The following is a 24,275-nucleotide window of genomic DNA, read 5'->3' on the forward strand; positions in this document are numbered from 1 at the left end:
AAAACACGGTTCCGGCAGCTTCTTCGGTTATTTATTTTTAAGCGATCGTATTTTTCCCGGTCTAGAACCAGGGTTTTTTGCCTGCCTGATAGGTGTTGAAAAACTCCTCGTCCGACTTGGTGAGATAAATGATACCTTCAATGACCCCGATTATCCAGGGAATTGTGATCAGGATGAAGCCGATTCCCAGGCAAGAGGTGGCATATCCTATTATGGTGGCTCCTAAAAGTATGGCGCCTTCTTTGTTATATCCCAAGATAAACTTATGGACGCCCAGGCTCCCGAAGAGAATCCCCAGAATACCGGCAAGTATCTTTTTATTATCCTGGCTGCCTACGGTTTCCTTAACGGCATCACCGAACTCTTTAGCGGTCCCTTTGGCTTCATCGCCTATTTCCTTCGCCGTATCCTTGGCTTTGTCTGCAAAGTCTTTTTCGCCTTTGTTTTCCTCGCTTTTGTTTTCTTCACTCATGACTGAAATGATTTCGGGTTGATAGTTGTGTTAAAAATATAAAATTTTTGCTATATACATAGCTATGTGCGGTTTTTTATTGCTCCGGACCGAATTATTGGTGTCCTGTACATGCTTTATTCGCCGTAAAAGGCTTTGATCTTGTCTACTATGGTCCGGGCCAGTTTTATATGGCTTTCGAAAGTCCAGCCGGCCACGTGGGGCGTGAGCAGGACATTGTCAGCCTGTAAAAGGTATTGCAGTGCTTCGGGAGCCTGGTCTCCCGAAAAGAGCGACTCGAACGAGGTCTTCTCGTATTCGAGTACGTCCAGTGCCGCACCCCGTACTTTTTTATTCTTCAACGCTTCCGCAAGATCTTGTGTGACCACACTTTTTCCCCGTGCGGTATTGATAAACCAGAAGGGTTTGGCAAAGGCGTTTATGAAGGCGATGTTCACCATTTTTTCGGTGAGCGGGGTCTGGGGGGTGTGCAGGCTTACCACTTCTGCCTGTTCCTGCAATTCCCGTAGTGAGACCTGCGTGGCGTTGTCATCACCTAAACCGGGAAGAATATCGTGGCAGATGACCCGTACATCAAAACCCTTCAGTTTTTTGGCAAAGGCTTTTCCCATGTTACCGTAACCGATGATACCCACGGTTTTTCCGTCCAGTTCATGTCCGCGGTTGGCTTCCCGCAGCCATTGGCCCTTGCCGATTTCCCGGTGTGCCTTATTGAAATTGTTAAACAGGGAAAGCAACATGCCCAGGGCATGCTCTCCAACCGCATTGCAGTTGCCTTCGGGGGCAGCGATAAGGTGAATGCCTTTTTTTTCGGCATAATCACAGTCGATGTTTTCCAGACCTGCACCTACCCGGGCAATGAATTGCAGTGCGCCGGCCTTATCGAGGAATTCCCGGTCGATTTTAAAACGGCTGCGGATAACAATGCCCTGATAATGATGTATTTTGTCTTCTATGTCTGCTTTGGAAGACGTGTAATCTTTGTGGTTTTCGAATCCGGATAGTTCCAGTTGTTCCCATAACAGGGGGTGATTACTGTCCAGATGAAGTATCTTTGTTTTTTTCAAGGCGATCTACTTAAAGTTTTTTATTGAAGCATTGTCCAAAATTAGAGGTTTTCGAATGAAAAAGTAAAGGCCGGAAAGAAAATAAGTTATAAGGATGTAATGCGCATAAAAAATGCTTATATTTGCACCCTCCTTTTCAGAAGGGATTTTTAAAATTAATAACCGGGGTCGGGAACCCCACTTAATTAATGTATTATGCCTGTAAGAATAAGATTGCAAAGACACGGTAGAAAAAGCAAACCTTTTTACTGGATCGTAGCTGCGGATTCACGCGCTAAAAGGGACGGTAAATTCCTGGAAAAACTGGGAACATACAATCCGACCACTAATCCTGCTCAGATAGACCTGAATGTGGACAGTTCTGTAAAATGGCTGCAAAACGGGGCTCAGCCTTCGGATACGGCCAGGAGGATACTGTCTTATAAAGGAGTATTGCTGAAAAAGCACTTGCTTGGCGGTGTAACCAAAGGTGCATTGACCCAGGAAGAAGCAGATGCCAAATTTGAAGCCTGGCTGGAAGAAAAGACCGGTAAGGTAACGGCAAAAGCTGAAGGGCTGAACAAAGCCAAAGAAGAAGCCAAAGCCAAGGCATTGGAGGCAGAACGGGAAATCAGCGAAAAGCGAAAAGCGGAAGCTACACAGGCTGAAGTAGAAGAAGCTGAAGAAGCGGCACCGGAAGCGGAGGCTGCCGAAGAAGCTGCTCCCGGAGCCGAAGCAGCGGCAGAGGAAACTACGCCCAAGGCCGAAGAAGCTGCCCCTGAAGCTGAAGAAGCTGGTGAAGAGGCATCTGACGAAAAGAAAAAAGCTGCAGAGTAGTAATTTGGAAGGGATGAAGAAAGAAGATTGCTTCTATCTCGGAAAAATTGTTAAAAAATACAGCTTTAAGGGGGAGGTACTGGTTAAGCTGGATACCGACGAACCCGAATTGTACGAAGAATTGGAATCAGTGTTCATAGCCATTGGGCATGACCTGGTTCCTTTTTTTATTGAGGAATCTTCCCTGCATAAATCGAATTTACTGCGTCTCAAACTGGAGGACGTTCGTACCGAGGAAGATGCGGATGCCCTGCTGAAATGTGAACTATACCTTCCGTTGGCCACCCTGCCCGAACTTTCGGGCAATAAATTCTACTTTCACGAGGTCATAGGGTTTACTGTTAAAGATGAAAAATTTGGTGAGGTAGGCGTTATAAAGGGAATAAACGATACCACCGCCCAACCCCTGTTCCGGATAGATCGCGAAGGCACGGAAATTCTTATTCCCATGAATGACGAGCTGATCAAAACAGTGGATCGCAATTCCGGGGTAATTATTGTAAGAACTCCCGAAGGGCTGATCGACCTGTATTTGTAATTTTGCAAAAGGACCGTAACCGGTAATTCCCGGTTTTTAATGGGATAACGAACCGGTCTTTGCCGGGAGTGTAAATCTTTATCGATGTCAGATAAGCCGTTTCATTTTAAAAAGTTCAGCGTACACCAGGATAAGTGTGCCATGAAGGTGGGAACAGATGGTGTATTGCTGGGCGCGTGGACAGATGTGTCCGGAAACCCCTTTTCTGTTCTCGACATAGGGGCGGGTACCGGACTTATAGCACTTATGCTTGCACAACGTTGTGATGCGGAACTTATAGATGCGGTGGAAATAGAAAATGCTGCTTATGAACAGTGCGTAGATAATTTTGAGAATTCTTCCTGGAACGACCGCCTGTTTTGTTATCATGCCTCGTTGGAAGAATTTACGCGGGAAATGGAAGACACGTATGACCTTATTGTGTCCAATCCCCCTTTTTATAGGGAAAATATCTCCACGGGCGATAAGCAAAGGGATATGGCCAGATCGGCCGTTTCGCTTCCTTTTTCGGAATTGGTGAAGTCGGTGTCTTTGTTGCTTGCGGAAGAAGGGAGTTTTTGTGTGATCATTCCATATCGGGAAGAAAAAGAGTTTCGGGGACTTGCCGAAAAACACGGACTTTTCCCCTACCATATAACCAGGGTAAAAGGTTCCGAAGAAGGAGAAGGGTCAGAAGTCAAAAGATCGCTTCTTGCATTTTCCTTTGTGCAAAAAGATGTGTATGTCGATGAACTGGCCATTGAAAGAGGGAGACACCAGTATACTGAACAGTATGTAAATCTTACCCGTGATTTTTACCTGAAAATGTAAGTATTTGCTTTATTTTCCGGAAACCTTTCTTATTTTTCCTTTTTAATATATTTGTGGCACAAATGTTAAATAGGTGTCAATGATACACGGGGCGAGAGGTTTTTTGATAAGGTATAAATACAAAGAATGAAAAGTAAACGTACTATTCGGGACATAGCCAGGGAGTTAAAATTGTCCATCACCACGGTTTCTCTTGTGCTTAACGGCAAGGCAAGGGAAAACAGGATCAGCCAGGAAGTTATAGACCGGGTTCTCAGGTTTGTCAAGGAGGTGGATTATCGCCCCAACCATTTTGCCCGCAGTCTGAGAAACGGCAAATCGAAGATCATAGCTTTTATGGCCGAGGATATATCCAATCCCTTTTTTTCCAGTGTGGCCAGGCTTATAGAAGACAGCGCCAATAACAGTGGCTACAAGATTGTTTATTGCAGCACGGAAAACAATCCGGAAAAGACCAGGGAACTGATTAAAACTTTTAAGGACAGAAGGGTAGATGCCTATATCATAACCCCTGCCGAAGGTATCGAAAAAGAGATAGAAACGCTGGTAACCAGCGGTGTTCCCCTGATGTTGTTTGACCGCTATTTTGCAAATATTCCAACCGGTTATGTGGTTATCGATAATGAACGAAGTACGTATGTTGCCATTAAACACTTCATGGAACAGGGATATACGGGAATAGGCTTTGTTACTCTCGATTCCGCACAAACCCAAATGGCCGGCAGGTATAATGGTTATGTGAAAGCCCTGGAAACTTCCGGGTTGCGGGAGTTTCTACTTCGAATACCTTATGGAAGTACGGAAGCGTTTATCATGGAGGCCGTTTCCGACTTCCTTTCTGAAAATAAGGAAATTGACAGCCTTTTCTTTTCTTCCAACTATCTTGGTGTAAGCGGCTTAAAAGCACTGAAGCAAAAAAAACTTTCCATTCCCGGAGATATCGGGGTCATTGCTTTTGACGACAGTGAAGTATTCCGTATGCACACTCCTACCATAACCACGGTAGCCCAGCCCGTTGAGGAAATTTCCGGTAAGCTGGTGGAAAGTGTGCTCAACCAGTTAAGATATGAAAAAAATCCGAAAGATACCGGCAATGCCAAAATAGAACTCCCCGCCAAACTGGTAGTGCGGGAATCATCCTTGAAAAAAGGATAATTTCACAGTTCCCGCTTTAACAGGTCACCTCTCCCGGAATACAAGATTACCTGTACGTCCAGGCCCCGATTTTCCGGAAATCGACTATCTTGTGAAATGTTTAGTTTTACAGAGTTATAATTGGCATTTATGCAAAAAAACAGCCTCTACTTTGCCGGATAGATTTTTTTTCGTAACATAGCACGAAAATTATTTAGAGCCTTCTTCGGAAGCGGAAAACCGATCCTGTAAAAGTTTGTCAAAACCGTTTTATTGAGTGAGCGTGTTGTATGAAATGCTAAAACGTTTTAGCAAAATATTTTTCACTCCGGCGAAGATTTGATGATCAGGATGCAGACCTTAAAAGTATAACCATTAAAACTACCAGCATTTTGAAGTATATAGTTCCGCTTTGTTTTTTTCTGTTTATGGGCAGTGCCGGAAATGCCCAGAAGACGACGATGAATTCTTCCCCGAACAATAATCCCGTATTTGAAGGCTGGTATGCCGATCCTGAAGGTGTGATTTTTGATAAAAAATACTGGATCTTCCCTACCTATTCGGCACCTTATGACGAACAGGTTTTCTTCGATGCATTTTCTTCACCGGACCTGGTGCACTGGACCAAACATGAAAAAGTGCTGGATACATCGGCTGTTAAATGGGCGGAAAGAGCGGTCTGGGCGCCTTCCATTATCAAAAAGGACGATCGTTATTTCCTGCTTTTTGGGGCTAACGATATACAAAGTGACGAAGAATACGGCGGAATAGGCGTTGCTGTTGCCTCCCGGCCGGAAGGGCCGTATAAGGATCACCTCGGAAAACCGTTGATCGCCGGGTTTCACAATGGTGCGCAGCCCATAGACCAGTTCGTGTTCAAAGACACAGATAATCAGTATTACCTTATTTACGGGGGATGGCAGCATTGCAACATAGCCAGACTTAATGACGATTTTACCGGATTCGTTCCTTTCGAAGACGGGGAAACGTTCCGGGAAATCACCCCTGAAAATTATGTGGAAGGACCTTTTATGTTCGTCAGGAACGGAAAGTATTATTTCATGTGGTCCGAAGGCGGATGGACCGGTCCGGATTACAGTGTGGCCTATGCCATTGCCGATTCTCCTCTGGGGCCCTTTAAACGCATCGGAAAGATACTGCAGCAGGATATGGACATTGCCACGGGAGCCGGACACCATTCGGTAATAAAGGTTCCCGGTAAGGATAAATGGTATATCGTCTATCACAGAAGGCCTCTGGACGAGACAGACAGGAATTCGAGGGTGACCTGCATTGACGAAATGCATTTTGACGATGATGGTCTTATTCTGCCGGTTAAGATTACCGACGAAGGAGTAGAAAGTGCCCCTCTCGGTAAGATGTAGGAAAATCTGGTAAAAAAGATTAAATTTATAGAACAGGAAATCAATCTATTCAGGATACGTAAACACTAAAAAATGTCGTTTCAGATCAAAGAACAATCCAAGACCTACGATATATGCATCGTGGGCTCCGGTGCCGGGGGAGGTATGGCAGCACATGTGCTCTCCCAGGAAGGGTTTAAAGTGGCACTGATGGAAGCGGGCCCGCATTTTGACCCCGCAAACCCCGAACAGAAGACCCAGTTACGATGGCCCTGGGAATCCCCCAGACGAGGGGCCAGTACCGTGAGGCCTTTCGGGGATTTTGATATGGCCTACGGCGGATGGGAAATAAACGGGGAGCCCTATACCAAGGAAGAGGGTACGGAATTCGACTGGTTCCGGTCCCGGATGCTCGGAGGACGTACCAATCATTGGGGCCGTATTTCCCTTCGTTTCGGTCCGCTCGATTTTAAACGGAAAGATTTTGATGGAAAAGGAGATAACTGGCCGATAGGTTACGAGGATGTAAAACCTTATTACGATAAGGTAGACCAGCTTATCGGTGTGTTCGGAACCCGGGAGAATATTCCCAACGAACCGGACGGTTATTTTCTCCCTCCGCCCAAACCGAGACTCCACGAGCTTTATATTAAAAAAGGAGCTGAAAAAATAGGGGTTCCCATGATCCCTTCAAGACTTTCCATTCTTACCAAAAGGGTGAACAACAAGAGGGGGGCGTGTTTTTTCTGCAGCCAGTGTTCCCGGTCGTGCAGTGTGTATGGCGATTTTTCATCGTCCTCCGTGCTGGTCAATCCCGCACTGGAAACGGGGAACGTCGACCTGTTTGTAAACGCCATGGTAAGGGAAGTGCTCACCGATAAGGAAGGAAAAGCCACAGGGGTTTCCTATGTCGACAAAGAAGATTTACAGGAATATACGGTAAAAGCGAAGGTGGTCATAATGGCCGCCAGTGCTTGTAGCTCCGCGCGGATATTGCTGAACTCCAGATCTGCCGCACACCCTAACGGATTGGCGAACTCCAGTGACCATGTAGGCAAATACCTCCACGATTCCACGGGATCCTCCCGAATGGGGCTGATCCCCAGCTTGCTCGATCGCAAGCGGTACAATGAGGACGGTGTGGGCGGAATGCACCTTTACACCCCCTGGTGGCTCAACGATAGCAAGGAACTCGGTTTTACAAGAGGATATCACATTGAGTACTGGGGAGGTATGGGCATGCCTGCATACGGATTCGGATTTAATATGGAAGCTGTGAACGGCAAGGTCCCTGGTAAAGATGGCAAGACGAAAAAGGCCGGTGGCTATGGCATAGATTTCAAAAATGACCTTCGCAGGTTTTACGGAGCCACCTTTGGCATGGCCGGTCGCGGGGAAAGTATTCCCAGGAAAGAAAACCGATGTGAAATTGATCAGGACGTAGTGGACAAATACGGCATTCCCGTACTTAAATTCCATTACAAGTGGTCTGATGAGGAACGGAAGCAGGCAAGGCATATGAACGACACCTTTGAAGAGGTGATCCATGCCATGGGAGGAATAGCCCTGGGAGAAAAACCAGGCCCGGAAAATGACCACGGCCTGGAAAACCCGGGAAGGATTATCCATGAAGTGGGAACAACACGTATGGGAGACGATCCCAAAACCTCTGTAGTGAACAAGTTCAATCAGGCACACGATGTGCCCAACCTGTTTGTGGTAGACGGAGGACCCTTTGTATCCCAGGCCGATAAAAATCCCACCTGGACCATACTCGCATTGGCGTGGAGGGCATCGGATTACCTGAAGGACGAAATGAAAAAAATGAATATTTAGGAACGATTATTAAGTTATTGGCTTGCGGAGTTATTTAGCATACACTTATAAGATACTCCTGGTCACTTAATAACCCAATAACTGAATAACCTAATAACCCAACACAAAACAAATGGACAGAAGAGAAACCATAAAAACCCTGGTCATTGGCGGCGTGGCGTCCGGATTTGTGCTTCACGGCTGCATGCCGGGTGAAGAAAAACCGAAACAAGTTGCCCCGGAAAATAAAGACAACGGGAAAGGCTATGGCCGTACCCCTGAAGAAGTGGCGCGCGATGCCGAACTGAAAAGCAAGACCTTTTTTACGGAACACGAAATGGCTACTATTGCCGTCCTGGCAGATATTATTATCCCTGCAGATGAAACTTCGGGTTCTGCTACAGATGCCGGGGTGCCGGAATTTATAGAGTTTATTGTGAAGGACATTCCCGAACACCAGGTTCCCCTGAGGGGAGGATTGATGTGGCTGGACCGTGAAAGCAGCCAACGATACAATAAACAGTTCGTTTCCTGTTCGGAAGAAGAAAGGAAGGCCGTAATAGAGGATATAGCTTATCCGGAAGAAGTAAAGCCTGAATACTACCAGGGAAGCGTGTTCTTTTCTAGGATCAGAAACCTGGTGGCTACCGGATTTTACACCAGCCAGATAGGGATTAAAGATCTGGGGTATGTTGGAAATACGCCTAATGTATGGGACGGGGTTCCACAAGCTGTGCTGGACAAACACGGAATGGCTTATGATGAAAAGATGCTGCAACAGAGTATAAAACCGGAGGAAAGGGGAGAGATTATGGATTGGGAGAATTATAAAATATAAAAAATCAATTTCTCCGGATCTACGGAGAAATTTTTTCATGTTTTAGATTGTTTTGTTAAAGTCTGCCGTAGATCTTTTGTCTGCGGCCGACTTTTTACCTCTATGTTGTCGGAGAACTGACAAACAGCAGTAAATTAAGGCAATTTTAAAAGCTGTTTTGCAAAGGGACTAATGGAAGCGAATATGATAACCTTCCGGTTTTAACAATTAAATTTTATGGAAATCATAAATAAAAAAGTCCTTTTTTGCGAGATAGATTTTTTTTCGTAAAATAGCACCGTGCTAATAAAGTGTTAATTCTTGTTTTGGCGTAAGTCCCGAAAAGCGGGAAAAAACAGCGCTAAAATTTTTTATTTGATCGCTAAAACGTTTTAGCGTTTTTCTTAAAAAAATGCATAAAAAACGGTGTGCAGCTTAAAAACTTAATTCTAAACTAAATCAGCATTTATGAAGACAATTTTAATGAAAAAGCTTGTGTTTTTTTCGGCCCTGTTTTGTGTTGTCGGGGTAGCACAGGCCCAGGTAACGGTTTCCGGAACCGTGTCTGATGCAGTCGGACCTTTACCCGGGGCAAACATTGTGGTAAAGGGGACCACCAACGGAACCCAGACCGACTTTGACGGTAACTATACTCTTTCGGGCGTGGCTGAAGACGCCGTTCTGGTCTTTAGTTATATCGGGTTTAAAAACTATGAGGTGGCCGTAGATGGCAGAAGTACGATCAATGTAACCCTTCAGGAAGATGCCCAGGCATTGGATGAAGTGGTGGTGGTAGGTTACGGAACCCAGAAAAGATCGGACGTAACCGGAGCTGTCTCCACGGTAAGCAGTAAATCACTGCAGGAAGCACCGGTAACCAACCCTGAACAGGCACTGGCAGGTAGGGCTGCAGGGGTTAACGTATCGACTAATTCTGGTCGGCCAGGGGGAAACACTAACGTAAGGATACGTGGTAATAACTCCATCAATGCCAGTAACGGCCCCCTGTATGTAGTAGACGGTGTTATCGGGGCAGGGCCGATCAATTACCTGAACCCCAATGATATTGAGTCTATGGAAGTATTGAAAGACGCTTCCGCAACGGCAATATACGGTGCCAGGGGGGCGAATGGTGTTATTATCATTACTACCAAACGGGGTGGTAAGGATGGCGGGCGAGTAACCTATAATACGTTTATAAGTGTCGGGGAGCTGGCCAATAAACTCGATGTGCTTAATGCCGATGAGTTTTTACAGGTGGAAATGAACTCCTACAATAATGCCCAAAAGTATGATCCGGAAGGCTGGAACGAAGGCAAGTATGAAAACCCGATGGAGTACAGGAACGATCCCCGGCTTTTTGACGAAAACGGAAATCCCTTGTATGATACGGACTGGCAGGATGAAGCCATGCGTACAGCCATCACCCAGAACCATAACCTCTCATTTACGGGGGGGAACGAAAAGAACTCTTATGGTGTATTCCTTAACTATGCAGATCAGGAAGGGGTTATTAAAGAATCATACCTGAAGCGTTACTCCGGAAGGTTTGTAATGGACAGTCAGGTCAAAGACTGGCTTAAGGTAAGCGGGGGAATAACTTTTAATCATATCGAAGAAAACAGGGTAGACGGTTCCGTAGGAGGACTTACCCCTTTGAGGATGATCGTGGAAACCCTGCCCATTATTCCGGTGAAATATGAAGACGGGGCCTGGGGGACCAATGCCGACTATCCGAACATGGAAGGTGGTGAAAACCCTGTTAACCTGTTAAAAAACAGAAAGAACATACACAAAACCCAAAGTGTTTTGGGTGATGTAAGTGCTGCCATCAGTCTGGCGGAAGGACTGGAACTCAAAACCAGCCTGGGAATGAACATTCAGAACATACAGGAAAACTGGTATTCCGGAAAGGACCTGCGCCAGTTAAGTGCTGATTACGACGGGGAAGCCTGGGCACAAAACACCAGGACGAACTACTGGCAGTTTGAAAATTACCTGACCTATACCAAGGCGTTTAACGAAAACCATTCTTTAACTGCCATGGCCGGATTGGGATGGCAACAGTATGACTATTTCAGGAGTCGTGCCGGTACAAGAGGATTTACAGACGACTTTTACGAGTGGAACAACCTGGAAGTCGGGGCAAATCCCACTACCCCGCAGTCGGAGACCTATAAATGGGCCATGAACTCATATTTTGCAAGAGTAAACTATACCTTGATGAACAAATATCTGTTTACGGTAACTGGTCGTCTCGACGGTTCTTCCAAGTTCGGTCAGGATCAGAAAAGGGCCTTCTTCCCTTCCGCTGCCTTTGCCTGGAAAATATCAGAAGAAGATTTTCTCAAAGACAGTCACGTGCTGTCCAACTTAAAATTCAGGACCAGTTTCGGGGAAACCGGGAACTCCGAGATCGGGGTATACCAGTCCCTTGCCAGTATGTCGTCAAATACAGCGATTCTTGGAGGAGACCGGGCTTCAGGTGTAGGAATAGGAACACTCTCCAATCCTGACCTGAAATGGGAAAAAACAGCCCAGTTTGATGCCGGTCTGGAATTCGGGTTCTTTGATGACCGTATTAAACTGGAAACCGATTTCTATTACAAAAAGACTACCGATATGTTGCTGGATGCCCCCGTGCCTACTTCCAGCGGATATTCCAGCATCTATACCAATATAGGTAGTATGGAAAACAAAGGGTTTGAGATTACGTTGAATACGAGAAACATAGAAACGGAAAACTTTATGTGGACCACCAGCTTTAATATCTCCGTAAACAAAAACGAGATACTGGCGCTGGGAGAAGCAGATGATGATATCTTCCCCGGACCGTGGTTTCTGTCCAATACCAACGTCCTGAGAGTGGGAGAATCCGTAGGTTCTTTCTACGGTTTGGTAAGGGAAGGCACCTGGGGAGCTAACGAAGCAGAACAGGCTGCACAATACGGGGCATTACCGGGTGACATAAAACATACCGATATGAATAATGATGGTCAGATCAATGATGCCGACCGGGTCATCCTCGGGAACGGGTATGCAGACGGCTTCGGGTCATTGTACAATACGTTCCGCTACAAAAACCTGGACCTCACGCTGGACCTGCAGTTTATGTACGGAAACGATATCCTTAACCTGTCCAGGCACTCCGGTGAAGACAGGACGGGACAGGCCAACAGTTATGCCACCGTATTGAACGGATGGACCCCGGAAAACCAGAATACCATGATTGCTGAAAACAGGCCTTCTAATTCCTACTACACTTCTACAGTAGACAGCAGGATGGTAGAAGACGGGTCTTTTATCCGCGGGCGAAACCTGATCCTGGGATATAACTTTCCCGCAGATGTACTCGATAAATTTAAACTGGGACAATTAAGAGTATATGCTTCCCTGCAAAACTTTTTCCTGATCACCGATTATTCCGGATATGATCCGGAAGTAACAACCTACGGAGATGCTTTTGCACAGGGTATTACTTTTTTCGATTACCCGAAACCCCGAACGTATACCCTGGGGATCAACGTAAGTTTTTAATCTAAAAAATCAGAAGCGATGAAATTTATAAACAAACATACATATATTGCAGCGCTCGGTAGTATAGCTTTACTATTGGGGAGCTCGTGCTCGGATTTTCTGGATGAAGAAAACAAGTCCGACTACACGCAGGAGAACTATTTCCAGACCCCGGAACACGCCGAGGCAGCCATAAACACGCTTTATACCGAATTGCGGTTTGTTTCTGACGGATCGGGAACCTATGGGGAAAGTCCCTTTATGATGCTGGAATTCCCTACGGGGCTTTTAAATACCGAAGTAGGACAGAGCCAGGCCAACAGGGACCTTCGTAGTCTCACTTCCAATGCCGAAAATAATTATCTTATCTACTGGTGGGAGCGGTCGTTCAGATCGATTGCCAATGCCAACCTGGCCATAGAAAGGATTCCGGATATTGAAATGAATGAGGCCGATAAGCAAAAACTGATTGGACAAGCCAAATTTATGAGGGCATTTAATTATTTTAACCTGGTGCGTATATTCGGGGATGTTCCGCTTATTTTGGAACCCGTAGATGCCAACTCCGAATTGCTGTATCCCGAAAGAACTGCTCAGACAGAAGTTTATGATGTTATTGTTCAGGACCTGCTGGATGCCGAAGCATCCGGATTGCCCGATACGGACAATACAGGAAGGGTAAGTACCGGTGCGGTAAAAACACTGCTTTCCAGTGTATATCTTACCATGGCAGGCTATCCGTTGCAGGCAGGGAACGAATATTATGAAATGGCAGCCGATAAAGCGAAGGAGGTTATAGATGCAGGTGGTTACAGTTTGTTTGACGATTATGACAAGCTCCACGATAAGAGTTTTCAGAATAGAGGGGAATTCATTTTCCAGAACCAGTATTCCGCAGGAGCCAATATTACTAACGGACTTACACCGTGGCTACTGCCAAGATCAAAAGGTATTTCAGTTTTCTCTGATGAATATGGTGTAATGTATCCAACCAATGCCTTTATAAACTCTCATGAGACAGGCGACAAGCGAGTAGAAGAACAGGAATTCTATTATACCGAGTATCCTTCCATTGACGACCCGGATGAGATCGTTGAATTTGGAGGCACGTATATTTTCAAGTATTTCAATGAAGAAGCCGTGTTGAGCACAGCACAGAACGACCTGAACTTTACGTTCTTCCGCTATGCCGAGGTATTGCTCACCTATGCCGAAGCCGGACTCGAAGCATATGGGCCTACTGCAGAAGTACTCGAAGCCGTAAATAAGGTAAGGAGAAGAGCAGAACTCCCCGAATTCGACGCTTCCGTATCCCGCGAAGATATCTGGACAGAGCGTTTCCATGAACTCGCTTTCGAAAACAAGACCTGGTTTGATATGGTGAGAAGAAGGAAGGCCCTCGATCTGGAAACAGGGCAATGGGAGGATTTTGTCGGACACGAATTCTCTTACGGAGAAACTTTGACCGAAAAATACCTCCTGTTCCCCATCCCGCAGAGAGAGATTAGTAACAATACGAAACTGACCCAAAACCCCGGGTGGTAATAAATTAAAAAAAGGCTGCCTGTAACAGGGCGGCCTTTTTTGGTTTTAAGCACCGTCAAAAACACTCGTGTGTTTTCAATATTTACCCGTATTTTTAATCTGAATTTTTAAAAACCTCCTATGAAAAAGAAATCTTTAACAACAATTCTTTTCACCGTTGTTACCCTGTTTCAGTGGACGCAGGCACAAACCGTGATGGTGGACCAGGTGGATAATCCTGTAGACTGGGCAAGCCCGCTTATGGGAACCGATTCCAAATACAGCCTGTCCAACGGTAATGTGTATCCTGCCATAGCGCTTCCCTGGGGAATGAACTTCTGGACTCCCCAGACCGGGAAAATGGGCGATGGCTGGGCCTATATGTATACTGCTGATAAAATAAGGGGGTTCAAGCAAACCCACCAGCCTTCCCCCTGGATGAACGATTACGGCCAGTTTGCCTTGATGCCTGTTACAGGCGAATTGCGTTTCAATGAAGACGATCGCGCCAGCTGGTTTTCGCATAAATCGGAAAAAGTTAAGCCTTACTATTACAGTGTTTACCTGGCCGATCACGATGTCATCACAGAAATCACACCCACTGAAAGGGCCGCACGTTTCCGTTTTACTTTTCCTGAAACAGACAGTGCCTATGTAGTAATTGATGCACTGGACAAAGGTTCTTACGTAAAGATCATCCCCGGTGAAAATAAGATTATCGGGTATACCACGAAGAACAGCGGAGGGGTGCCGGATAATTTTAAAAACTATTTCGTTATAGAATTCGACAAGGAATTTGAGGTAACGAATACATTTAATGGCGATCAACTCGGTGATGCCCTGGAAATGGAAGCTAACCATGTCGGTGCCGTTATCGGGTTCAAAACCAAAAAGGGAGAAAAAGTCAACGCCAGGGTGGCTTCCTCTTTTATCAGTCATGAACAGGCAACACGCAACCTGGAAGAAATAGGCGGTGACGATTTTGATACCGTAAAGAAAAAAGGAAGGGACATCTGGAACGAGGAACTGGGCCGTATAAAACCCGAAGGCGGTACCGTAGAGCAAATGCGTACCTTCTATTCCTGCCTTTATCGCTCCCTCTTGTTCCCCCGGAAATTCTTCGAATATGATGAGAACGGCGATGTGGTACATTACAGCCCATACAATGGAAAAGTATTGCCCGGTTATATGTTTACCGATACCGGTTTCTGGGATACGTTTCGTTCCCTGTTCCCTTTCCTGAACCTCATGTACCCCGAACTTAATGCTCAGATGCAGGAAGGATTGGCCAATGCCTATAAAGAAAGCGGGTGGCTACCTGAATGGGCAAGCCCCGGGCTCCGGAACGTAATGGTAGGGAACAATTCCGCATCCGTGGTTGCCGATGCTTACCTGAAAATTGACGGAAAACATAAATATGACATAGAAACCCTGTGGGAAGCCGTCGTACATGGTGCCAATAATGCCGGACCTCTTACCGCCGTAGGCCGTGCCGGAGTGGAATACTACAACAAACTGGGCTATGTGCCCTATGATGTCGGGATCAATGAAAATGCCGCAAGGACGCTGGAATATGCCTATGACGATTTCAGTATATACCAACTCGGAAAAGCCCTGGGTAAACCGAAAAAGGAAATCGAAATCTTTAAAAAACGAAGTTTAAATTACAAGAACCTTTTCGATCCCGAAACTAAACTGATGCGTGGAAAAAATGAGGATGGCAAATTTATGGCGCCCTTCAGTCTGTTTAAGTGGGGCGATGCCTTTACGGAGGGCAACAGCTGGCACTACTCCTGGTCGGTATTCCACGATATTCAGGGACTTATAGACCTGATGGGCGGTAAGGAAGAATTTACGGGCCAACTGGACAAGGTCTTTTCATTGCCTCCTGTTTTTGACGAAAGCTATTACGGCGGTGTCATACACGAAATACGGGAAATGCAGATCGTCAATATGGGGCAGTATGCACATGGCAACCAGCCCATTCAGCATATGATATACCTGTACAACTATGCCGGTGAACCCTGGAAAGCACAGCATTGGGTACGGGAAACCATGAACAGGATGTACAGACCCACCCCGGATGGCTACTGTGGTGATGAAGATAACGGGCAAACCTCAGCCTGGTACGTATTCTCTGCTATGGGATTCTACCCCGTATGCCCGGCAACCGATGAATATGTGCTGGGAGCACCCTTGTTTAAGAAAATGACCCTGCACCTTCAAAACGGAAACAAAGTGGTGATCAATGCCCCGGAGAACAGTGATACCAACAGGTATATTCATAAAATGAACGTTAACGGTAAGGAATACACCAAAAACTGGCTGAGCCATAAAGCCCTGATGAAAGGTGCCGTTATCGATGTGGAAATGTCTGATACACCGAATAAAAAGCGGGGAACAGAAAAATCGGATTTTCCGTATTCCCTGTCTAATCAATAACCGGAAAATATGTTGAAAAGTGAAATAAAACGAAAAAGGTTACATGTTCATTCCATCAATAAACCGGGATGGATGGTGCTTTTGGCAGTGATCTCCACATTATTCTTAGGTTGTACGGATAAAGCAGATCAAAAAGAGGTGACAAAGACCGGAACAGAAGAGCATATCTCTATGCAAGACCTCACCCGTTATGTAGACCCCATGATAGGCACGGCCAAAATGGGGCATACCTATCCCGGGGCCACCGTACCTTTCGGAAGTGTACAGTTAAGTCCGGATACGGATACCATTCCCTATGCCGTAAATGGCAAATACAACCCGGATGTCTATAAATATTGCGCCGGTTACCAGTATGACGACAAGACTATCGTAGGCTTTAGTCATACCCATTTCAGCGGTACCGGGCATTCCGACCTCGGGGACTTTCTGGTGATGCCTACTGTTGGTGAATTACAAATAAACCCCGGGACGGAAGAACATCCGGAGTCCGGATACCGTTCCACCTTTTCCCATGATAATGAAACCGCCGAACCGGCGTATTACAGTGTGGAATTGGAAGATTATGGCATAAAGGCCGAACTGACAGCCAGCAGCAGGGTAGGTATGCATCAGTATACATTTCCCGAATCGGATGATGCCCATATTGTACTCGATCTGATGTCCGGTATTTACAATTATGACGAAAAAAACGTATGGACCTTCGTACGGGTAGAAAACGATACCCTGGTTACCGGTTACCGGCAAACCAACGGGTGGGCGCGTACGCGTAAAGTATATTTTGCCATGGCGTTCAGCAAACCGTTCGTAAAATACGGGCAGGCTAATTATGACGACAATGTGTACAAAGGCTTCTGGAGAAAGTTTGATCAGTCCGAGAACTTTCCCGAAATGGCCGGAGAGCAAATAAGGACATATTTTGATTTTAAAACGGAAGAAGGTGAAAAGATCAAAATAAAATTTGCAATCTCTCCTGTAAGTACCCGGGGAGCCCTGGCCAATATGAAAGCCGAGATCCCGCACTGGGATTTTGATAAAGTAAAACGGGAAGGCCGGGAATTGTGGAACAGGGAATTGAACAAAGCCTTGGTAGAAACCGATTCAGAAGAAGACATGGTCAACTTTTATACGGCCATGTACCACGCTTTTCTTGGGCCCACCGAATACATGGATGTGAGCGGTAAGTACCGCGGATTGGACATGAACATCCATCAGGCAGACGGGTTTACCAATTATACCAGTTTCTCACTTTGGGACACCTACAGGGCTTTACACCCCTTATTCAACCTGATGCAACCCGAAAGGAATTCGGATATGGTACAGTCCATGCTGGCCCATTACGATCAAAGCGTACATTCCATGCTCCCCGTCTGGTCTCATTATGCCAATGAGAACTGGTGTATGATCGGTTATCACAGCGTATCGGTCATTGCCGATGCCATTGTAAAGGGGAATACCGGTTTTGATGTGGAACGCGCACTGGAAGCCTGCGTACAAACAGCCCGCACCGGATATTACGACGGCTTGCAGTATTACATGGATATGGGATACGTACCCGAAGATAAGAACGGCGCTTCCGTTTCCAAGACACTGGAATATGCTTATGACGACTGGGCCATTGCACAGGCGGCGAAGAAACTGGGGAAAGACGATATTTATGAAGAATTCATGAAACGATCTGAAAATTATAAAAATGTCTATGACAAGGCATCCGGTTTTATGCGTCCGAAACTCAGTGACGGCAGTTTCAAAAAAGAATTTGACCCGCTGGATACCCACGGACAGGGATTTATAGAAGGCAACTCCTGGAACTATAGCCTGTACGTTCCGCATGCGCCCGGAACGATGATCGAAATGATGGGCGGAAAAGCACGTTTTTCCGAACGGTTGGATTCCCTCTTTACTATGGAACTCCCCGACAAGTATTTTGCAAAGACAGAAGACATTTCCAGGGAAGGGATTATCGGTAACTACGTACACGGCAACGAACCTTCTCATCATGTGGTATACCTGTACAACTGGACCGATACCCCGTGGAAATCACAGGATAAAATACGAATGATATTAAAGGCGATGTACCAGACCGGAGCCGATGGCCTGGGCGGTAATGACGATTTCGGGCAGATGAGCGCCTGGTATATCTTCAGCAGTCTCGGATTCTATCCTGTGGCTCCGGGTTCCGAAGATTATGCCCTGGGCAGCCCGGCAGTAAAGCACGCCGATATCCGTATGGAGAATGGCAATATCCTTGAAATCACTGCTGAAAACCAGTCCGAAGAAAATGTTTTTGTAGAACGTGTGGAATTTAACGGAGAACCACTGAAAAAACCGTTTATCAAGCATAGCGACCTATTAAAAGGTGGCACACTTACTTTTTATATGACCGATAAGCCGAATAAAGCGCTGTATAAATAGGTACAGTTTTACCTTCACTCACTCACTGGTGCTCGTTCCCATTACACTCAAACGAGCACCAGTTGAGTATAATGCAACACATCTCGAAAAATTAAATAGTTCCCGGACTGTTAAAACCTGAATTTAAAAATATAACAAATAAATCTTGTTATGTTATATTTCATTAAATATATTTGGAGGGTAACTTAAAATACTGTCATGAAACCGACATGTTTAAAATAATCTTTAAATGAACAAGGTAATGATTGTTTTGAACATCAAAGGTTCCATTCCTGTGCTGAGCTTGTCGAAGCATGACCGTTGAAAAACAATAAAAAGAAAACAGATGAAACCAGACCTCTTTGAAGCTCCGGATTACTATCAACTGGATGATTTGCTGTCCGAAGAACATAAACTGGTGCGTTCTGCATCACGCGATTGGGTAAAACGGGAAATATCCCCCATCATAGAAGATTATGCCCAGCGTGCGGAATTCCCGAAACAAATTATCGGTGGATTGGCCGAGATCGGTGCTTTCGGTCCGTATATCCCCCAGGAATATGGCGGCGCAGGTATGGATCAGATCAGCTACGGGCTTATCATGCAGGAGATCGAAAGAGGGGACAGTGGTATCCGTTCCACGGCATCCGTACAGTCTTCATTGGTCATGTACCCGATATGGAAATACGGAACGGAAGAACAACGCAAAAAATACCTGCCCAAACTGGCATCGGGTGAATTTATGGGCTGCTTTGGGCTCACGGAACCGGATTTCGGCTCTAACCCGGGAGGAATGGTGACCAATTTTAAGGATAAGGGCGATTATTTATTACTGAACGGAGCCAAACTGTGGATATCCAATGCCCCTTTTGCCGATATAGCCATTGTCTGGGCCAAGGATGAAGCAGGAAGAGTACACGGTCTTATCGTGGAAAGGGGTATGGAAGGTTTTTCCACGCCTGAAACTCATAATAAATGGTCGCTGAGGGCATCGGCAACGGGAGAACTTATATTTGATAATGTAAAAGTGCCTAAAGAAAATTTGTTGTCTGGTAAAAGCGGACTGGGAGCTCCCCTCGGGTGCTTGGATTCTGCCCGTTATGGTATAGCCTGGGGTGTTATTGGCGCAGCTATGGACTGTTATGATACAGCCCTTCGGTATGCAAAAGAACGCATACAGTTTGATAAACCCATTGCAGCCACCCAGTTACAGCAAAAGAAACTGGCCGAAATGATCACGGAGATCACAAAAGCACAGTTATTGGCCTGGAGGCTCGGGGTATTGCGAAATGAAGGAAAGGCAACTTCTGCCCAAATATCAATGGCCAAGCGGAATAATGTGGAAATGGCCATAAAAATTGCCCGTGAGGCCAGGCAGGTGCTCGGTGGTATGGGCATCACCGGGGAATACAGCATTATGCGCCACATGATGAACCTGGAGAGTGTGATTACCTATGAAGGGACGCACGATATCCACCTGCTCATTACCGGGGCCGATATTACGGGATTTACTGCCTTTAAGTAAAAATCGTGTTTTCCTTTTTGCCGGCAGACAAGTCATTATTGATTATCTTCGGGCTATGATTGAAGCCTTAAAACAAAATTACGGTTACCTGTTCGAAGCCCCTCTTCTTGAGGATATAAGCCGGGTAGGAGTATTAAAAAAAGTACCCGAAGGATTTCAGCTTATGGATATCGGGGAGCCCATTAAGGGCATGCCGCTTATTCTCGAAGGGGCCATAAAAATTCTCCGTGAAGACGAAAAAGGCAATGAACTGGTGCTTTATTTTATCGAAAGAGGAGATACCTGTGCCATGACCCTGTCATGCTGTGTAGGAATGGCCAGAAGCGAAATTCGTGCAGTTGCCGAAACCGGTACTACGCTTGTGATGATCCCCGTGGAAAAAATGGAAAGCTGGATGGCCACTTACAAGAGCTGGCGGCAGTTTATCCTCCAGAGTTATCACGACAGGCTTATGGAAATGCTCGACACTATCGATTCCATTGCTTTTATGAAAATGGACGAACGCTTGCTCAGGCACCTCCGGGACAAGGCCATGATAACCCACGACGATGTTATTCAAACCACGCATCAGGAAATAGCACAAGACCTGAATACATCCAGGGTAGTTATATCCCGGTTATTGAAAAAACTGGAAAATCAGGGAAAAATACAGTTGTTCAGAAATAGCATAAAGGTCATTGAGTTGTAACGTATTTATAAATACCTATTGGTCTTGCTGTACCGTCATGTAACCTTTGTTACCGATCAGCTCTTTTGAATATCCTACTTTTGTAACAAATTGTAAGAGCAGCATATGGATATTCTCCACATATCAGGTTTTATAGGGGCTTTTTTAATAGGCATTGTTTTGGGGTTGATAGGCGGCGGCGGCTCTATCCTTACGGTTCCGGTCCTGGTATACCTGATGGGGATTAACCCTGTTACCGCCACGGGGTATTCACTTTTTGTAGTGGGGGTGTCTTCACTGATCGGTGCTTTTATCAATATGCGGAAAAAACTGGTACAGGTAAGGACGGCCTTTGTTTTTGCTTTTCCTGCTTTCGTAGTGGTGTATATCATGCGAAGGTTTGTTATGCCGGCCATTCCTGAAAATTTATTTTCCGTTGGTGAAATAGTGGTGACCAAAGACCATGTTATTATGGTCTTTTTTGCCGTAGTGATGCTCATTACCTCCGTTTCCATGCTTCGAAATAAAAAAAGGAATATTCTTACCAATGTATCTCATTATCATTATCATATCCTTTTTCTGGAAGGTATACTGGTAGGGGTTATTGCCGGTTTTGTAGGTGCGGGCGGTGGATTTCTCATCATCCCTGCCCTGGTACTTTTTGCAAAACTCCCCATGAAAAAGGCGGTGGCCACATCCCTGCTTATCATTTCTATTAACTCCCTTGTGGGTTTTGCCGGTGATGTCGGTGTAATGCAAATAGACTGGGATTTACTGCTGTTGTTTTCCGGGATATCCATTTTCGGAATATTTGCCGGAAGTTACCTGTCTAATCGTGCGGACGGTAAAAAACTGAAAAAGGGTTTTGGCTGGTTTGTATTGGTAATGGGCGTGTATATTTTGGTAGAAGAATTTATGAAATTATAAACGAAGTGATAAAGATCATTAAAGATAAGCTATTTGGGTTGTAATTTGGCCCGATTCATGAACGTTTAAGAGACAGATTAAATTTTATTGCAATGAAAGTAGAACAGATATATACTGGATGCCTTGCCCAGGGCGCTTATTACATAGAGAGCAAGGGTGAGGTGGCGATCATAGACCCGCTCAGGGAGGTACAGCCTTATATTGACAAGGCAACGAAAAACGGGGCGAAGATCAAATACATTTTTGAGACCCATTTCCATGCCGATTTTGTAAGTGGTCATATCACATTGTCAAAGGAAACGGGAGCGCCGATCGTTTACGGTCCGACGGCCAATCCGGACTTTGATGCCGTTATCGCAGAGGACGGACAGGAATTTCCCCTGGGGGAAGTTTCCATAGCAGTATTGCATACTCCGGGACATACCATGGAGAGTACAACCTATCTGCTGAAGGACAAAGACGGGAAAGACCATGCCATTTTTAGCGGTGATACATTGTTTCTCGGAGATGTGGGCAGGCCCGACCTGGCACAAAAAGCAGCCCATCTTACCCAGGAAGAACTGGCGGGGATGCTCTATGACAGCTTGCGGCGGAAAATAATGCCTCTTGGTGATGACGTTATCGTGTATCCCGGTCACGGAGCAGGTTCGGCATGTGGCAAGAATATGATGAAGGAAACTGTCGATAGCCTCGGAAACCAGAAAAAGATGAACTATGCGCTTCGGGAGGATATGACACGGGAAGAATTCATTAAGGAAGTGACTGAAGGCCTCCTGCCACCTCCACAATATTTTCCGCATAACGTTAGGATGAACAAGGAAGGTTATGCCGATATAGATGAGGTGTTGGAACGCGGAGCCAAACCACTGTCTCCTTCGGAATTTGAAGTGCTGGCCAATAAAACCGGGGCTGTTGTGCTGGATGTACGCCATCAGTCCGATTTTGAAAAAGGACATATCCCCAGGTCTGTTTTTATCGGGATAGACGGAAGTTTTGCTCCTTGGGTGGGTGCCCTGATTATGGATACGACCCAGCCCATTCTGTTGGTTACTCCTGAAGGAAGGGAAGAAGAAACGGTAACACGACTTTCCCGTGTGGGTTTTGATAACACATTGGGATATCTGAAAGGCGGGTTCGCTTCATGGAAAGAAGCTAACAGGGAATACGATACGGTAAATTCCGTTGGAGCAGAAGAATTGATAAAAATGCTGAAAGAAAATAAGGTGCAGGTCTTTGATGTTCGCAAGGAAACCGAGTATGAAGAAGGCCATGTAGAAGGCGCTCATCTAACCCCGCTGGATTATATAAACGACCATTTGAGGGAATTCCCGGAAGGCGAAAAATTTTATATCCACTGTGCGGGAGGCTATCGGTCGATGATTGCGGCTTCGATATTAAAGAGCAGGGGCATCCATAATTTTGCCGATATTTCCGGAGGGTTCGGAGCAATTAAACAGGCAGGAATAAACGGATAGCTTTTGTCATTAATGATTTGAAAAACAAAACCCTGTAAAACAAGCATTTCACAGGGTTTTTTCGTACCTCGGGGGGGAATCGAACCCCCACTCCCGAAAGAACCGGATTTTGAATTTAGCTTTAGATTGTTTTTACTTTGATAATCAGTTATTTAAGTCTTGGAAATAGCTTAAAAAATGGCTAAATATATTCGGTTTAATATTCGGTAAGTCAATAAAAATGCGTGTGATTATTATTTCTTTTTTTGTTATTTGCTAAATATATTAATGGGGATTAAGGTAAATAAAAAGCGAGATAAATCAAAAAAAAATGATTTGTCCTATAGAGTGGTGTTCTGTCTGTAACTCAATTTTCACTTTCTTCTATTTCAACAATAGCCAAAGGAGATATATCAATATTTTCGTGATATAGCCTCTTTAGTCTCTCCTGGGCTTCTTCTGTAAGATCATTCCAATATATTTCATACTGTACCATAGAAAGCCTTTTAGTGATAAAACTTTACATCGTTTTCAGAATGCATCGAATAAATGCCATGAGCAGATACAATTAAATGATCAAGTACAGCTATACCTAATACTTTGCCTGCTCGTATAATTCTCTTGGTGATTTGTATATCTGCCCCACTTGGTAAAAGTTGCCCACTGGGATGATTGTGGCATAAAACGATTTGGTTTGCATTAGCCTTTAAAGCAACCTGAAATACTATTTTAGGGTCTACAACGGTTCCAGTTGTTCCTCCTTCTGAAATTTTTATAACGCCCAATATTTTTAAAGTCTTATCCAACAGGACTACGCAAAACACCTCCCGATATTCTATTTTGTCTACTCCTATAAAATTTACAAGTAATTGCTGGAGATCTTTTGGAGATTTAATTTGTACCCTCTTGTTCGGCTTTATATTGGGCTTATAACTTATGGTCACTTCTGCGACTTCTTTTAATTCTTCCATATACAAGTATCATAAATTAAAAAAG

The 24,275-nt window shown here is 45.2% G+C and carries 19 protein-coding genes; 15 read left to right on the top strand and 4 right to left on the bottom strand.

Translation table 11 applies throughout. From position 1 onward, the window contains the following. Window positions 1-61: 61 nt before the first annotated feature. Both LS482_RS10880 and LS482_RS10885 read right to left on the bottom strand, forming a co-directional pair. Window positions 62-472, bottom strand: coding sequence for a TM2 domain-containing protein (locus LS482_RS10880; protein ID WP_233027560.1), 411 nt, complete (start codon window positions 470-472; stop codon window positions 62-64). 116 nt (window positions 473-588) lie between these two features. Next, window positions 589-1,539: a 2-hydroxyacid dehydrogenase gene (locus LS482_RS10885; RefSeq protein WP_233027561.1), complete on the bottom strand. Its 951-nt coding sequence runs from the start codon at window positions 1,537-1,539 to the stop codon at window positions 589-591. 195 nt (window positions 1,540-1,734) lie between these two features. On the opposite strand from LS482_RS10885, the gene LS482_RS10890 reads away from it, so the two are divergent. The 15 genes from LS482_RS10890 to LS482_RS10960 all read left to right on the top strand — a co-directional run bounded on the left by LS482_RS10890 (window position 1,735) and on the right by LS482_RS10960 (window position 23,300). Further along, a complete protein-coding gene (locus tag LS482_RS10890) occupies window positions 1,735-2,355 on the top strand; it encodes a 30S ribosomal protein S16 (protein ID WP_233027562.1) in 621 nt (206 codons plus the stop codon). 13 nt (window positions 2,356-2,368) lie between these two features. Next, complete coding sequence (gene rimM / locus LS482_RS10895; protein WP_233027563.1) at window positions 2,369-2,893, top strand: ribosome maturation factor RimM; 525 nt, start codon at window positions 2,369-2,371, stop codon at window positions 2,891-2,893. A gap of 84 nt (window positions 2,894-2,977) precedes the next feature. Continuing rightward, the gene (locus tag LS482_RS10900) at window positions 2,978-3,703 is read left to right on the top strand and encodes a tRNA1(Val) (adenine(37)-N6)-methyltransferase (RefSeq protein WP_233027564.1); all 726 of its coding nucleotides are present in this window, start codon (window positions 2,978-2,980) and stop codon (window positions 3,701-3,703) included. Window positions 3,704-3,829: 126 nt separating this feature from the next. After that, the gene (locus tag LS482_RS10905; protein WP_233027565.1) at window positions 3,830-4,858 is read left to right on the top strand and encodes a LacI family DNA-binding transcriptional regulator; all 1,029 of its coding nucleotides are present in this window, start codon (window positions 3,830-3,832) and stop codon (window positions 4,856-4,858) included. A 371-nt stretch (window positions 4,859-5,229) separates the two neighbouring features. Continuing rightward, a complete protein-coding gene (locus tag LS482_RS10910) occupies window positions 5,230-6,222 on the top strand; it encodes a glycoside hydrolase family 43 protein (RefSeq protein WP_233027566.1) in 993 nt (330 codons plus the stop codon). A gap of 72 nt (window positions 6,223-6,294) precedes the next feature. Beyond that, window positions 6,295-8,037, top strand: a complete 1,743-nt coding sequence (locus LS482_RS10915) for a GMC family oxidoreductase (protein WP_233027567.1) — start codon at window positions 6,295-6,297, stop codon at window positions 8,035-8,037. A 112-nt stretch (window positions 8,038-8,149) separates the two neighbouring features. Further along, window positions 8,150-8,854, top strand: a complete 705-nt coding sequence (locus tag LS482_RS10920; protein WP_233027568.1) for a gluconate 2-dehydrogenase subunit 3 family protein — start codon at window positions 8,150-8,152, stop codon at window positions 8,852-8,854. 447 nt (window positions 8,855-9,301) lie between these two features. Next, on the top strand, window positions 9,302-12,370 hold the full coding sequence (locus LS482_RS10925) for a SusC/RagA family TonB-linked outer membrane protein (protein WP_233027569.1): 3,069 nt from the start codon (window positions 9,302-9,304) through the stop codon (window positions 12,368-12,370). 18 nt (window positions 12,371-12,388) lie between these two features. Then, window positions 12,389-13,894, top strand: a complete 1,506-nt coding sequence (locus LS482_RS10930; RefSeq protein WP_233027570.1) for a RagB/SusD family nutrient uptake outer membrane protein — start codon at window positions 12,389-12,391, stop codon at window positions 13,892-13,894. Between the two features lie 120 nt (window positions 13,895-14,014). After that, window positions 14,015-16,315, top strand: coding sequence for a GH92 family glycosyl hydrolase (locus LS482_RS10935; RefSeq protein WP_233027571.1), 2,301 nt, complete (start codon window positions 14,015-14,017; stop codon window positions 16,313-16,315). 72 nt (window positions 16,316-16,387) lie between these two features. Continuing rightward, window positions 16,388-18,727: a GH92 family glycosyl hydrolase gene (locus LS482_RS10940; RefSeq protein ID WP_437440996.1), complete on the top strand. Its 2,340-nt coding sequence runs from the start codon at window positions 16,388-16,390 to the stop codon at window positions 18,725-18,727. 325 nt (window positions 18,728-19,052) lie between these two features. Further along, window positions 19,053-20,231 (top strand): acyl-CoA dehydrogenase family protein, encoded by a 1,179-nt coding sequence (locus tag LS482_RS10945; RefSeq protein ID WP_233027572.1) that lies wholly within the window; start codon window positions 19,053-19,055, stop codon window positions 20,229-20,231. Between the two features lie 55 nt (window positions 20,232-20,286). After that, the gene (locus LS482_RS10950) at window positions 20,287-20,919 is read left to right on the top strand and encodes a Crp/Fnr family transcriptional regulator (RefSeq protein ID WP_233027573.1); all 633 of its coding nucleotides are present in this window, start codon (window positions 20,287-20,289) and stop codon (window positions 20,917-20,919) included. A gap of 105 nt (window positions 20,920-21,024) precedes the next feature. Beyond that, on the top strand, window positions 21,025-21,825 hold the full coding sequence (locus LS482_RS10955; protein ID WP_233027574.1) for a sulfite exporter TauE/SafE family protein: 801 nt from the start codon (window positions 21,025-21,027) through the stop codon (window positions 21,823-21,825). Window positions 21,826-21,917: 92 nt separating this feature from the next. Next, on the top strand, window positions 21,918-23,300 hold the full coding sequence (locus tag LS482_RS10960) for an MBL fold metallo-hydrolase (RefSeq protein ID WP_233027575.1): 1,383 nt from the start codon (window positions 21,918-21,920) through the stop codon (window positions 23,298-23,300). A 346-nt stretch (window positions 23,301-23,646) separates the two neighbouring features. On the opposite strand, the gene LS482_RS21695 is transcribed toward LS482_RS10960, so the two are convergent. Together LS482_RS21695 and LS482_RS10965 are read right to left on the bottom strand one after the other, a co-directional pair. Then, on the bottom strand, window positions 23,647-23,775 hold the full coding sequence (locus tag LS482_RS21695; RefSeq protein WP_302849308.1) for a hypothetical protein: 129 nt from the start codon (window positions 23,773-23,775) through the stop codon (window positions 23,647-23,649). Window positions 23,776-23,785: 10 nt separating this feature from the next. Next, window positions 23,786-24,250 (bottom strand): JAB domain-containing protein, encoded by a 465-nt coding sequence (locus LS482_RS10965; RefSeq protein ID WP_233027576.1) that lies wholly within the window; start codon window positions 24,248-24,250, stop codon window positions 23,786-23,788. Window positions 24,251-24,275 lie beyond the last annotated feature (25 nt).

The organism is Sinomicrobium kalidii (assembly GCF_021183825.1).
Classification (GTDB): Bacteria; Bacteroidota; Bacteroidia; order Flavobacteriales; family Flavobacteriaceae; genus Sinomicrobium; species Sinomicrobium kalidii.